The sequence below is a fragment of the Xanthomonas sp. SI genome (assembly GCF_014236855.1).
Lineage (GTDB): Bacteria > Pseudomonadota > Gammaproteobacteria > Xanthomonadales > Xanthomonadaceae > Xanthomonas_A.
In genome coordinates this window covers 4105038-4116834 of the sequence record NZ_CP051261.1, presented here as the reverse complement: position 1 = coordinate 4116834, position 11797 = coordinate 4105038, and the positions used below count along the sequence as shown (strand labels likewise).

General features: G+C 69.7%; 12 protein-coding genes. 10 read left to right on the top strand and 2 right to left on the bottom strand.

Annotated features, from left to right (window positions below; genetic code table 11):
- Position 1: 1 nt before the first annotated feature.
- From HEP75_RS17455 to HEP75_RS17440, 4 genes are all read left to right on the top strand, one after another.
- Positions 2 to 1108 carry a hypothetical protein gene (locus tag HEP75_RS17455; protein ID WP_185824349.1) on the top strand — a complete coding sequence of 369 codons (1107 nt, stop codon included), beginning with the start codon at positions 2 to 4 and terminating at the stop codon, positions 1106 to 1108.
- On the top strand, positions 1101 to 2165 hold the full coding sequence (locus HEP75_RS17450; protein ID WP_185824348.1) for a DNA methyltransferase: 1065 nt from the start codon (positions 1101 to 1103) through the stop codon (positions 2163 to 2165). The genes HEP75_RS17455 and HEP75_RS17450 overlap by 8 nt, the downstream gene beginning before the upstream one ends.
- Before the next feature lie 78 nt (positions 2166 to 2243).
- The gene (locus tag HEP75_RS17445; RefSeq protein WP_185813857.1) at positions 2244 to 2975 is read left to right on the top strand and encodes a DUF2242 domain-containing protein; all 732 of its coding nucleotides are present in this window, start codon (positions 2244 to 2246) and stop codon (positions 2973 to 2975) included.
- Positions 2976 to 3117: 142 nt separating this feature from the next.
- A complete protein-coding gene (locus HEP75_RS17440) occupies positions 3118 to 3486 on the top strand; it encodes a glycine zipper 2TM domain-containing protein (protein WP_179567333.1) in 369 nt (122 codons plus the stop codon).
- A gap of 266 nt (positions 3487 to 3752) precedes the next feature.
- Here HEP75_RS17440 and HEP75_RS17435 read toward each other — a convergent pair whose 3' ends face one another.
- Positions 3753 to 4640: a TIGR01777 family oxidoreductase gene (locus HEP75_RS17435; protein WP_185824347.1), complete on the bottom strand. Its 888-nt coding sequence runs from the start codon at positions 4638 to 4640 to the stop codon at positions 3753 to 3755.
- Positions 4641 to 4854: 214 nt separating this feature from the next.
- Here HEP75_RS17435 and HEP75_RS17430 point away from each other — a divergent pair, with 214 nt between their 5' ends.
- Both HEP75_RS17430 and gnd read left to right on the top strand, forming a co-directional pair.
- Positions 4855 to 6168, top strand: coding sequence for a hypothetical protein (locus HEP75_RS17430; protein ID WP_185824346.1), 1314 nt, complete (start codon positions 4855 to 4857; stop codon positions 6166 to 6168).
- 69 nt (positions 6169 to 6237) lie between these two features.
- On the top strand, positions 6238 to 7179 hold the full coding sequence (gene gnd / locus HEP75_RS17425) for a phosphogluconate dehydrogenase (NAD(+)-dependent, decarboxylating) (protein ID WP_185824345.1): 942 nt from the start codon (positions 6238 to 6240) through the stop codon (positions 7177 to 7179).
- An 11-nt stretch (positions 7180 to 7190) separates the two neighbouring features.
- Here the strand turns inward: gnd and HEP75_RS17420 are convergent, their stop codons facing one another.
- Positions 7191 to 8234, bottom strand: coding sequence for an oxidoreductase (locus HEP75_RS17420; protein ID WP_185824344.1), 1044 nt, complete (start codon positions 8232 to 8234; stop codon positions 7191 to 7193).
- 152 nt (positions 8235 to 8386) lie between these two features.
- Between HEP75_RS17420 and HEP75_RS17415 the strand changes: the two genes are divergently transcribed.
- From HEP75_RS17415 to HEP75_RS17400, 4 genes are all read left to right on the top strand, one after another.
- A complete protein-coding gene (locus tag HEP75_RS17415) occupies positions 8387 to 8776 on the top strand; it encodes a BON domain-containing protein (protein ID WP_185824343.1) in 390 nt (129 codons plus the stop codon).
- Positions 8777 to 9101: 325 nt separating this feature from the next.
- Entirely contained in the window at positions 9102 to 9341 is a 240-nt protein-coding gene (locus HEP75_RS17410; protein ID WP_255423892.1) for a hypothetical protein, read from the top strand.
- A 202-nt stretch (positions 9342 to 9543) separates the two neighbouring features.
- Entirely contained in the window at positions 9544 to 11355 is a 1812-nt protein-coding gene (locus HEP75_RS17405; RefSeq protein ID WP_185824341.1) for an ATP-binding protein, read from the top strand.
- Positions 11352 to 11792: a response regulator gene (locus HEP75_RS17400; protein WP_179567317.1), complete on the top strand. Its 441-nt coding sequence runs from the start codon at positions 11352 to 11354 to the stop codon at positions 11790 to 11792. The genes HEP75_RS17405 and HEP75_RS17400 overlap by 4 nt, the downstream gene beginning before the upstream one ends.
- Positions 11793 to 11797 lie beyond the last annotated feature (5 nt).

The following is an 11797-nucleotide window of genomic DNA, read 5'->3' as shown; positions in this document are numbered from 1 at the left end:
CATGGACGCCAGCATGGAGTTCGCGCCGCCGCTGAGCGGCGCCTCGCCGCTGTTCGCCGCACTGCGCGCCGGCATGCCGCACCTGGAATGGCGGGTGCCGGCCGCCGCCGATGCCGCGCGCTGGCGCGTGCAGCGCATCGGCGGGCGCGACTATCGCGTCGCGCAGCCGGTGACCTTCACCCCGTACGCGTCGGTGCGGCCCTGTTCGGCGCGCTGCCGCTTCTGTTCGGAGACGCTGCGCCCGCAGGCCGGCGGCACCGCCGCGGCCAGCCTGCGGCCGCCGCCGGACTATTTCGGGATGCTGCGGCAGGGATTGGCGCAGCTGTCCGGGCTGCCGCTGTCGCAGTCGCTGTCGGGGCTGGAAATGACCGACGACGAAGCCTGGTTCCTGCAGTTGCTGCAGACATTGGCCGAGGCCGAACGCGATGGATTGCTGGTCGAGCAGCGCGTGCTGTACAGCAACGGCGCCGGCTTCGCCCGCGGTCGCGGCGATGCGCTGCTGGACGCGCTGCAACGCTTCGGACTGTCGTGGGTGGAGTTGTCGCGGCACCACCCGCAGCAGGCCGGCAACGACGCGATCATGCGCTTCCGCGACGGCGAGGCGATCGCCGATGCGCAGGTGTTCGTCGCCACCGCGCAGCGCATCGCCGCCGCGCTGCCGCTGCGCCTGGTGTGCATCCTGCAGCACGGCGGCGTCGCCGATGCCGACGGCGTCGCCGGCTACCTGCGCTGGGCGCGCGAATGCGGCGCGCGCACGGTGGTCTTCCGCGAGTTCTCGCGGCTCGGCGACGGCTACCGCAGCGGCGGCACGCAGCGCTATCTGGCGCAGGCGCGGGTCGGCGTGGAGCAGGTGGTGGCCGCGTGCATGGCCACGCCGTGGTGGCGCACGTTGCGGCCGCTGCAGATCACCGAGGGCTATTACTTCTGGAACCTGCGCATGGTCACCGCCGACGGCATGGAGGTGGTGTTCGAAACCTCCGACTATGCCGCCATGCAGGCGCGCCACGACAGCGGCGACATCTACAAGCTGGTGTTCTTCGCCGACGGCCGGCTGTGCGCGGGCTGGCAGCCGGACCGCGATCTGTTGTGGCAGGCCCGGCATGGATAGCCGCAGCTGGTGGACGCCGCCGCCGGACCCGCCCGAACACCGGCTGCCCGACGACCTGCGCCGGCGCGATCCGCTGGGCGCGCGCGATTGCGGCTGGGTCAGCCAGATGCGCCCGTTCGTGCGCCAGTTCAGTGCGCCGGACGCCTGCGTGCTGGATCCGTTCTGCGGCTTCGGCAGCACCTTGCTCGCCGCCGAACTGGAAGGCCGGCGCGGGCTGGGCCTGGAGATCGATGCCGGGCGCGCGGCGCTGGCGCGCGAGCGCTTGCAGCGGCTCGGGCTGCGCGCGCAGGTGCGGGTCGGTGCGCTGCCGCAGCTCGCGCTGGAGACACCGGTCGATCTGTGCCTGACCAACGTGCCGTACTTCGGTTGCGACTGGCCTGGCGCGACGGCACCGGGCCAGCTGTATGCCAGCCCTGACTACGCGGCGTATCTGGGCGGGCTGCGCGCGGTGTTCCATGCGGTGCGCCGCAGCCTGCGCGACGACGGCTTCTGCATCGCGATGGTCGAGAACGTGGAGGTCGGCGGCGTGTACGTGGCGCAGGCCTGGGACCTGGCGCGGGTGCTGGGCAGCCTGTTCGTGCCCTGCGCCGAACGCGTGCTGTGCTATCCGCGCGAGACCGCGCAGTCGCTGGCGCCCGGCGACACGCGCAGCGACCGCAGCCACGAGTACGCGCTGATCTTCCAGAAGCGGCGCGAACCGATCGACCTGCCGGGCAGCGCGCAGCTGCTGACCGCACTGCGCGCGGACGGGTTCGCCTACGCCGTGTACGGCAGCTATCCGGCCTGGCTCGCCGACCCCGACGCGGCCGCGCGCCCGCCCGGCGACGTGGACCTGCTGCTGCCGCGCGACCTCGGCCAACTGCAGCGGCTGATGGATTGGCTGCGCGCGCGCGGCTTCGCGCTCAGCCTGTGGGGCGAGCCGCTGGCGGCGCCGCCGACGCTGGCGCTGCTCGACGCCTACCACTACCTGCGCGCCGAACGCCGCGACTGCGGCGGCGGCCTGCTGCGGGTGGACCTGTCGCTGCAGCCGGCGCCGGGCTCGCTAACCGCGGGATGAGCGCTGGCGGCGGCATCAAGGCCGCCTCGACGCGCTTGCGGCTATCCTTGGCCGGTTCCTTCCTTTCGGTCCACGGCCATGTCCGCTTCGTCCAACGTCCTCGCCTTTCCTGCGCTCGTGCTGGTCGCGATCGGCCTGAGCGGCTGCTTCGCCCGCAAGCAGGACAACCTGGTGAAGGAGACCTTCAACTCCGACAACACCTATTCGCGCAGCTATCCGGTACAGCCGGGCCAGGCCTGCGAGTCGGCGCGGCGCGCGCTGCTGAGCCAGGGCTATGTGGTCGCCAAGGCCACCGCCGATGCGGTCGAAGGCACCAAGAACTTCCAGCCCAACCAGGATTCGCACGAGCAGCTGGAGCTTCGCGTGTCGTGCGTGGCGCACGGCCAGGACGAGTCCTGGGTGTTCGTCAGCGCGCTGCAGGACCGTTATGCGCTGAAGAAGAGCGCGACCTCGGCCAGCGTCGGCGTCGGCGTGCTCGGCTCGGTGTCGCTGCCGGTCGGCAGCAGCGACGACTCGCTGGTGCGCGTGGCCAGCAGCACGGTGCAGGACGGCGATTTCTACAAGCGCTTCTTCGAACTCATGGCGCAGTACCTGCCCAAGGCCAAGCCGGCCGCGCCGCCCGAGCCGCCGCCGGCGGCAGCGCCCAAGCCCGAGCCGGCCGCTGCGGTACCGGCGGCTGCACCGACGCCGCCGCCGGCAGCAGCGCCGCCGGCACCTGCACCCGCAGCAGTGCCGCCGACGCCGGTGGCGGAAGCTACGCCCGCGCCTGCTGCCGCGCCCGCGGTCAACGACGGCACCACGCCGCGCTGAGGCGTGCGTTCATCCGCGGCTACGGAAGCTGAATAGCGGCATTTCGCTTCACGATTCATTCGCAATCGCGGTGCAAAGGTGGCGCCGTCGGGAGTGCGATGCCTGTAACAGGTATCGGCTCCGCCACCCAGGAGCAACCAGCATGAACACTTTCAAATCCGCCGTGTGTCTCAGCATCCTCGCGATCGCCACTGCTGCCGCGCCGCTGGCGCAGGCGCAGCGCCATTACGGGCCGGAAGACGCCGGACGCCGCTTCAACGACGGCACCCGCGTGCATTGCAAGAAGGTCGCAGTGCAGAAGAACAACACCGACCCCAACCGCATCGGCGGCACTGTGGCCGGCGCGGCGATCGGCGGCCTGCTCGGCAACCAGATCGGCAAGGGCGACGGCAAGAAGCTGGCGACGGTCGGCGGCGCGGTCGCCGGCGGCGCCACCGGGCGCTACATCCAGGGCCAGCGCCAGCAGGCCAACGGCAACCGCCGCGTCGAGACGGTCTGCAAGCGCTACTGAGCCCACGCCGCGATCGGCCATCGCGGCGCGCTTTGCAAGTAAGTAAAAACGCCCTGGCGGACAGCATCCGCCGGGGCGTTTTGCGTTGGCGCAACCAGGGACTTGTGTGGACAGGTCGGTGAATGCCGCCGCGGGGCTCGCAGGCGCTTGCCAGGCCATGCCACGCTTTTCTGTAGGAGCGGCTTCAGCCGCGACAGACATCATCCGGCAAGACCCTGTCGCAGCTGAAGCCGCTCCTACAGAGGCAGGCTGCGGCGTTGCTGGCCCTAGCCGACAATGGCACTCAGTGCCGCCCCCAGCTCCGGATAGCGAAACACATAGCCTTCCTGCTGTGCGCGGGTCGGCAACACCCGCTGGCTGCCCAGCAACAGATCGGACATCTCGCCGAAGGCCAGGCGCAGCGCCGCGGCCGGTGCCGGCAGCAGCGCCGGCCGGTGCAGCGCCTGGCCGAGCTGCTGGGCGAAATCGGCATTGGTCACCGGTGCCGGCGCGGTGGCGTTGTAGGCGCCGTCGCCGCCGTGCTGCAGCAGCCACAGCAACAGGCCGACGTGATCGTCGCGATGGATCCAGCTCATCCATTGCCGGCCATCGCCCATGCGCCCGCCCAGGCCGAACCGGAACGGCGGCAGCATCCGCGACAACGCGCCGCCGTCGCGGCCGAGCACCACACCGGTGCGGACCAGGCTGGTGCGCACGCCCAGCGCATGCGCGCGCAACGCCTCGGCTTCCCAGTCCTGGCACAGCTGCGCGGAAAAATCCGCGCCGGCCGGGCTGCGTTCGTCGAGCAGGTCGTTGCCGCGGTCGCCGTAGTAGCCGATCGCCGAGCCGGACAGCAGGCAGGCGGGACGCTGCGCCGGGTCCAGTTGCGCGATCCAGTCGAGCAGGGCGCGGGTGGTGCCGATGCGCGAGGTGCGGAAGCGGCGCTTGCGTGTCTCGTTCCAGCGGCCGTCGCTGAGCGGTTCGCCGGCGAGATTGATCACCGCGTGCGCCGGCGCCGCACCCTGCAGGTCTTGCAGCGCCTGCACGCCGGGCAGCGCCCGCGTGGCGCGCGCCGCGTCGCGGCTGAGCACGCTGACCTGGTGTCCGGCCTGGAGCAGAGCGGGGCACAGTGCGCGGCCGATGAATCCGGTGCCGCCGGTGACGAGCACATGCATGACGAGGCTTCCACGAGCGGGGGAGCGGCAGTGTAGGGCCGGCCGGCATGGCAACCGAGTGAATATGCCTGCCGCTGACCGCCATGCGCATCACCGTGGCGCACGGTTTCGCAGCGCGTGCACCGCGCGCGCGTCACGCTGCGCACCCGCGTGTGCGTGCGCCGCGCGCCATGCCTCCTGCCGTGTCCTCTTTCGCATCTGCCATGCTCGTGCCATGACCGTCAGCATTCCGAACCCGCCAGTGCCGCGCCGATGCCGTTTCGCCGCGCGCCTGCTGCTGGCGCTGGCCTTGGCCGCGGGCGGTGCACTCGCCGCTCCGCCCGAACCGGCCGACCAGGCCAGCGCCGACTGCCTCGCCGCGCTGCTGCGCCAGCTCGGCTGGCGCATCGACAGCACGCCTGCCGCGCAGCCGCGGCTGCTGCCGGGCACGCCCTGCGAACGCAGCTCGCTGGCTGACGCACAGGCCCACGGCGACCTGCAGGCGGCCTTGCCGGCGCAGTGGAACCCGGCGCAACGGCGCGACGTGCTGCGCGCGCTGCTGGAGACGCCGGCCACGCAGTGCGGCTATTTCCTGTTGCTCGGCGCGGCCACCCAGCGCGCGGTGACGCGGTTGCAGGACAACCCCGGCTACCGCTTCAGCGCACTGCAACTGGGCTGGATCGGATTCGGCCCGGGCGGTGCGCGCCGGCAGGGCTGGCAGCGCTTCCGCAGCTTCGGCCGCGGCTATCGTCCGGCGCAGGGCAACGCGCGCGCGATCGAGGCGTTCTACAGCGGCCACGTGCGCTCGGAGTGCGGCGTCGGCCGGCAGATCGCGCAGCTCGCCACGCAGCGCGAGCTGTACGGCGATGCCGGCTTCGATCGCGCGTTCAGCGCCGGGGAACTGTCGATCGGCACCTTCCTCACCCTGCACGAGACCGACAGCATCCTGCTCGGCGCGCATGCCGGCGAGTTCCTCGCCGACGGCAAGGCGGCCAAGACCGCGCAACGCGGCGGCGCCGCCTTCCTCGGCGCGCCCGGTTTCATCGCCCATGTGTTCGAGCGACGCTACCTGGACGACATCAACAACCAGGCGGAGAACTTCGTGGTCGTTGCGGTCAGCGCCGACGCGGCGGCGGCGTTGCGCCGGCATGGCGGCTTCGCCCATTACGACGCCAGCAACCGGCGCATCTGGGAACTGGCGCAGGCGCTGCGCGGACCCGGCCGCGAGCGCTTCGAGAAACTGCTGTTCGAACGCGACCCCACGCTGCGCGCGACGCTGTCGCCGGCGCAACGCAGTGTCCTGGCACAGATCGACACGCTGCTCGATGATCCGTTCTACCGGGGCTTCGACGTATACGTGCATCCCAAGGGCACCAAGCCGATCGGTTACCACGTGGCGCGCCTTTTGGACCGCAATCCGCGCACGCCGTTCGCGATCGACCTGACCCTGCACAACCTGCATACCAACTTGTATCGGCGCTGGCGCGACCAGCAATTGCAGGACTGTGCGCGAGCGGCGCAGGGCGCTTCATCCGGACGCGTTCCTTAGCTGCGCGTCACGCCGCCGGCGCCGCTTCGTGCGACCCTAATGCTCCTCACTTCGAGCTAGGACAGACGCATGGAACTGGGACTTGTAGGCTTGGGCCGCATGGGCGCGAACATGGCCGAGCGGCTGGTGCGTGGCGGCCATCGCGTGGTCGGTTTCGACCTGGGCGAGGCGGCGCGCAGCGCGGCGCAGCAGCGCGGCGTGGAGACGGCGGACTCGATGGCGGCGCTGGTCGCGGCATTGCCGGCGCCGCGCGCGGTGTGGCTGATGGTGCCGTCCGGCAAGATCGTCGACGACACCCTGGCCGCCTTGCTGCCGCTGCTGACCGCAGGCGACGTGGTCGTGGACGGCGGCAATTCGTACTACAAGGATTCGATGCGCCGTGCCGCCGAGTTGGCCGCGCATGGCATCGCCTACGTCGATTGCGGCACCAGCGGCGGCGTGTGGGGCCTGAAGGAAGGCTACAGCCTGATGATCGGCGGCGACGAAGCGGCCGTGAGCCGGCTTAACCCGCTGTTCGCCACGCTGGCGCCGGCCACCGATGCCGGCTGGGGCCGGGTCGGTCCCAGCGGTGCCGGCCACTTCACCAAGATGGTCCACAACGGCATCGAGTACGGAATGATGCAGGCCTACGCCGAAGGCTTCGCGTTGATGGCGCGCAAGCAGGAATTCGAACTGGACCTGCACCAGATCGCCGAGGTCTGGCGCCAGGGCAGCGTGGTGCGCTCGTGGCTGCTGGACCTGTGCTCGGATGCGCTGGGCGACAACCCCACCCTGGCCGGGATCGCGCCCTATGTCGAAGATTCCGGCGAGGGCCGCTGGACGGTGGCCGAGGCGATCGACCTCAACGTTCCCGCGCCGGTGATCACCTTGTCGCTGCTGGAACGGCTGCGCTCGCGCGACGACGATTCGTTCACCGACAAGCTGTTGTCGGCGATGCGCAACCAGTTCGGCGGGCACGCGATCAAGCACGAAACGCCGGCCGTGCCGCCGTCCGGGACCGCGGCCGGATAAGCACAGGCGTTTCAGTCCAGCGCCAGCGTGCGGCCTTCGGCGGCGCTGCGCTGGCCGAGTTCGAGCAAGCGCATCACCGCCAGCGCCTGCGCCGCATCCACCGGCGCGGGCGCGCGTCCGGCCATCGCCTCGCGAAAGCCGGCATAACAGTGCCGATAGTCGCCGCGCTGCGTCTGCAGCGCGTGCGCGGTGGTACTGCCGTCGTCGGCAACCAGCGTCAGCTGGCCGGCGAGCGGATCCTCGCCCCACTGCGGCGCGGCCGGGGTGAGTCCGGCGCGCAACTGCGCCTCCTGCGTGTCCAGGCCGTGCTTGAGATAGCTGCCGCGCTCGCCGTGCACGGCGAAGCGCAGTCCGTTCGCCGCGACTAGCGAGCCGGCATGCAGCACCGCACGCAGCCGCGGGTAGCGCAGCACGGCGTGGAAATAATCGGTCGCCTGGGCGCCATGGCGCTGCTGCGCCAGATCGACCTGGATCGCCTCCGGCTGGCCGAACAGTTGCAGGGTCTGGTCGAGCAGGTGCGGCCCCAGGTCGAACCACAGTCCGGAACCGGGCAGCGCATGCTCGCGCCAGCGGTTGCCGACCTGCGGGCGATGGCGATCGAAGTGCGAGTGGAACTCGGCGACCTCGCCCAGCGTGCCCGCTTCCACCAGCGCGCGCAGGGTGAGGAAATCGCCGTCCCAGCGCCGGTTCTGGAACACGCTGACGATGCGTCCGGCGCGTTGCGCCCGCGCGATGAGTTGCTGCGCCTCGTCCACGTCCAGGGTGAACGGCTTGTCCACCAGCACGTGCTTGCCCTGCGCCAGTGCCGCCAGCGCCAGCGGCGCATGGGTCTGGTTCGGCGTGGCCACCACTACCGCATCGATCTGCGGATCGGCGAAGGCCTGCTGCGCGTCGGCGACGATGTGCGCCTGCGGATAGGCCGCGGCCGCCTCGTCGTGGCGACTGGAGACGATGGTGTGCAGACGCAGGCCCGGCGTGTGCGCGATCAATGGCGCATGGAACACGCGGCCGACGAAACCGTAGCCGAGCAAGGCGAGATTGAAAGTCTGATCCATGGCGTGCGGTGCAAGTGCAAGGGAGAACAGTATCCCTGCAACGTCCTTCATCTGGCGTGCACGCCTTTCACGCTGCCGCGATTTGACGGTCACGTCGCTTGTACGCCACCGCGCAGACACTCCGCCCCACACCTTCAACGGAGGAAGACATCATGAAAAAGTTAACGTCGCCCACGCTGCTCAGCGCCGCACTCGCTTTCGGTCTGACCCTGGCCGCCGGCCAGGCGCTCGCCGTCGATCCGCCGACCACCGCCGACAAGGACCATGCTGCCATGGCCCACAACGACGGCATGAAGCACGACTCCAAGGAGCCGGTCACCGACACCTGGATCACCACCAAGGTGAAGGCCGATCTGCTCGCCACCAAGGACGTCTCCGGCACCGACATCAAGGTCGAGACGCTCAACGGCACGGTCAAGCTGTCCGGTGCGGTCGGAAGCAAGGCGCAGCACGACAAGGCGGTGTCGGTCGCCAAGATGATCGACGGGGTCAAGAAGGTCGACTCGACCGGTCTGAAAGTGACTGGCGCAGCCAAGCACTGAGTCACGCCATCGGTGACGGTGGTGGGGCGCGCGACGAGGCGCGCCCCACCTCTGCACTACGACGCACTCTTCGGAGTGCGTTTTTTTTTGGCGACGCACTCGCGTGCCGGGAGCATCACGCGGCGTATTGCCGCGCTTCGCATTGCATTGACGCACGTTCAGTCATCATCCAGCCACGTTAGCTACCAGGCGAATTGCCATGTTGGATGCTTACTCTCCAGCCGCGCCAAGCCACGCGGCCACGCAACCCGCGCCGCTCGACGCGGTGGATACGGCGCTCTCCTCGACAGACGCGCCGCCGCGACCGTCCTCCCTGCTCCTGGCGATGCGCCAGCTCGAATCGAAGCTGGGCATGCTGCTGGTCACCTTCCACGACGACGCCGGGTTCTGGCGCGCCTTCGCCAGACTGATGCACGACCTGGACAAGGACCTGACCGCCGGCGAGCGCGCGCGCCTGCACAGCCATGCCGATTTCCTGCTGGTACGCGCCGGGATGTCGTCGTGGACGCTGATCGGCGCGGCGCACGACGCCGCTGCCCGCATGGCCCGGGCGTCGGCGCGCTGATCCGGGGTACGGTCGAATGGCCTGAACCGATGGGCGGCGCACAGCCGCCCATTTCTTTGTCCCCAATCGTTAAGATAAAGTCGCATTCAGGCGCCGCGATGGGGAGCTTGCGCGAAGCCTGAATAATTCATCGTGCGCTCGCGGGGATCGGCGACAATGCCGCCCCGCTGTCGCTGCCGTCTTCCATCTTCAAAGAACAGGTATGCAGATCACCGCCAAACATGACGCCTGGGACCGCTGGCGTTTGCCGCTGCTGGTGCTGGCGGTGGTCCTGATCGTGATCCTGCCCTCGTTGCTGTTGCGGCAGATGAGCGAAAGCACCTTGCGTGCGGCCGATTGGGTCAGCCATAGCCAGGAGGTCACGGCGGCGCTCAGCAGGTTGGAAGCGGACATGCGCGACATGGAGTCGGCGGCGATGGCGATGTCGCACGAGGTCGACTCGCCGATCCTGCGTGCGCGTTTCAGCGGGGCGCGCGCGGCGATCACCCCGACCATCGCGCGCCTGGTCGAACTGACCCGCGACAACCCCGATCAGCAGGTGCGCATCGGCCGCCTGCAGAGCACCCTGGAACGGCGCAGCCTGCTGGCGGCGCGCATCGCCGAGAACCGCGACCCGGAACGGATCCGCGCCTTGATCCAGGAGATGACCGCGGACAACCCGATCCGCGGCCTGGTCGCCGAACTGCAGAAGCGCGAGGATGCGCTGCTGGCCGAGCGTACCGCCGACGCCGACCAGCGGCGCATGCTGGCCTCGGCGATCAGCTGGGTGTCGCTGGCGGTGCAGTTGCTGCTGCTGGGCCTGGTGATCTGGCTGCTGCAGCGGCAGATCGGCCGGCGCCTGGACGCGGAGCGGCACATGCTGCGCGCCAATGCCCGCGCCGCGGCGGTGCTGCAGACGGTGCGCGAGCCGATCGTGCTGCTCGACAGCGAGCAGCGCATGCTGATGCACAACGCCGCGTTCGGCGAGCTGTACGGGCTGGACCCGGAGCGTCCGACGAAGATGCTGGCCGATGTCGGCGACGGTGTCTGGGAGGATCCCCTCGTACGCCAGCGCCTGGCCGACGTGCTGCTGCGCGGGCGCGAGCTGTGGGATTTCGAACACGAACAGGCCGGCGCCGACGGCGTCGGGCGGACCATGCTGCTCAACGCGCGGCGCATGCCGCTGCCGGACAGCGAGGACGAAGTGGTGCTGATGACGGTCAGCGACATCAGCCTGCAGAAGGCCTCTCAGCAGCGTATCCAGATGCTCAACCGGCAGCTGGAGGGCAAGGTGGAGCAGGTCTCGGAGGTCAATCGCGAACTGGAGGCCTTCAGCTATTCGGTCTCGCACGACCTGCGCGCGCCGCTGCGCCATGTCGCCGGCTTCGCCGACAAGCTGGCACGCCACCTCGGCGACGACGCCGACGAGAAGAGCCGCCATTATCTGGAAGTGATCGGCACCTCGGCGCGGCGCATGGCTTCGCTGATCGACGACCTGCTGGTCTACTCGCGACTGGGCCGCAGCGCGCTGCGCCTGCAGGCGGTGGACATGCAGTCGCTGGTGGCAGAGACGCGTTCGGTGCTGGACGCCAACTTCCAGTCCGATCATGCCGGCAGCGGCCACCGCATCGAGTGGAGCGTCGCGCCGCTGCCGATCCTGGTCGCCGACGAGAACATGATGCGCCAGCTGTGGCTGAACCTGCTGGGCAATGCGGTCAAGTACAGCGCCAAGCGCGAGGTCGCGGTGATCGAGGTCGGCTATCAGCTGCAAGCCGACGGCAACCACCACTTCACTGTGCGCGACAACGGCGCCGGTTTCGACATGGCCTACGCGGCCAAGCTGTTCGGCGTGTTCCAGCGCCTGCACAAGGCCAGCGAGTACACCGGGACCGGCATCGGCCTGGCCAGCGTGCGCCGCGTGCTCACCCGCCACGGCGGCCATATCTGGGCCGATGCGACGCCGGACCAGGGCGCGACCTTCCATTTCGTCTTACCTCCCGCGCTCGAAGCGCCTACCAACGAGTTGACCGCATGACCGCCATCCGCACCATCCTGCTTGCCGAAGACAGCCCCGCCGATGCCGAGATGGCGGTCGATGCGCTGCGCGACGCGCGCCTGGCCAATCCCATCGTGCATGTCGAAGACGGCGTGGAGGCGATGGACTACCTGCTGCGCCGCGGCGCCTACGCCGACCGCGAGGAAGGCCTGCCGGCGGTGCTGTTGCTGGACATCAAGATGCCGCGCATGGACGGGCTGGAAGTGCTGAAGCTGGTGCGCACCGACGAATCGCTCAAGCGCCTGCCGGTGGTGATCCTGTCGTCCTCGCGCGAGGAAAGCGACCTGGCCCGCAGCTGGGATCTGGGCGTCAACGCCTACGTGGTCAAGCCGGTGGACGTGGACCAGTTCTTCACTGCGGTGAAGACGCTGGGCACGTTCTGGGCGGTGATCAACCAGGCGCCGGACAAAGAGTAAGCGCC

Coding starts and splice junctions, on each gene's coding strand:
- HEP75_RS17455 (WP_185824349.1), top strand. CDS start 2: ATGGACGCCAGCATGGAGTTCGCGCCGCCGCTGAGCGGCGCCTCGCCG.
- HEP75_RS17450 (WP_185824348.1), top strand. CDS start 1,101: ATGGATAGCCGCAGCTGGTGGACGCCGCCGCCGGACCCGCCCGAACAC.
- HEP75_RS17445 (WP_185813857.1), top strand. CDS start 2,244: ATGTCCGCTTCGTCCAACGTCCTCGCCTTTCCTGCGCTCGTGCTGGTC.
- HEP75_RS17440 (WP_179567333.1), top strand. CDS start 3,118: ATGAACACTTTCAAATCCGCCGTGTGTCTCAGCATCCTCGCGATCGCC.
- HEP75_RS17435 (WP_185824347.1), bottom strand. CDS start 4,640: ATGCATGTGCTCGTCACCGGCGGCACCGGATTCATCGGCCGCGCACTG.
- HEP75_RS17430 (WP_185824346.1), top strand. CDS start 4,855: ATGACCGTCAGCATTCCGAACCCGCCAGTGCCGCGCCGATGCCGTTTC.
- gnd (WP_185824345.1), top strand. CDS start 6,238: ATGGAACTGGGACTTGTAGGCTTGGGCCGCATGGGCGCGAACATGGCC.
- HEP75_RS17420 (WP_185824344.1), bottom strand. CDS start 8,234: ATGGATCAGACTTTCAATCTCGCCTTGCTCGGCTACGGTTTCGTCGGC.
- HEP75_RS17415 (WP_185824343.1), top strand. CDS start 8,387: ATGAAAAAGTTAACGTCGCCCACGCTGCTCAGCGCCGCACTCGCTTTC.
- HEP75_RS17410 (WP_255423892.1), top strand. CDS start 9,102: ATGCGCCAGCTCGAATCGAAGCTGGGCATGCTGCTGGTCACCTTCCAC.
- HEP75_RS17405 (WP_185824341.1), top strand. CDS start 9,544: ATGCAGATCACCGCCAAACATGACGCCTGGGACCGCTGGCGTTTGCCG.
- HEP75_RS17400 (WP_179567317.1), top strand. CDS start 11,352: ATGACCGCCATCCGCACCATCCTGCTTGCCGAAGACAGCCCCGCCGAT.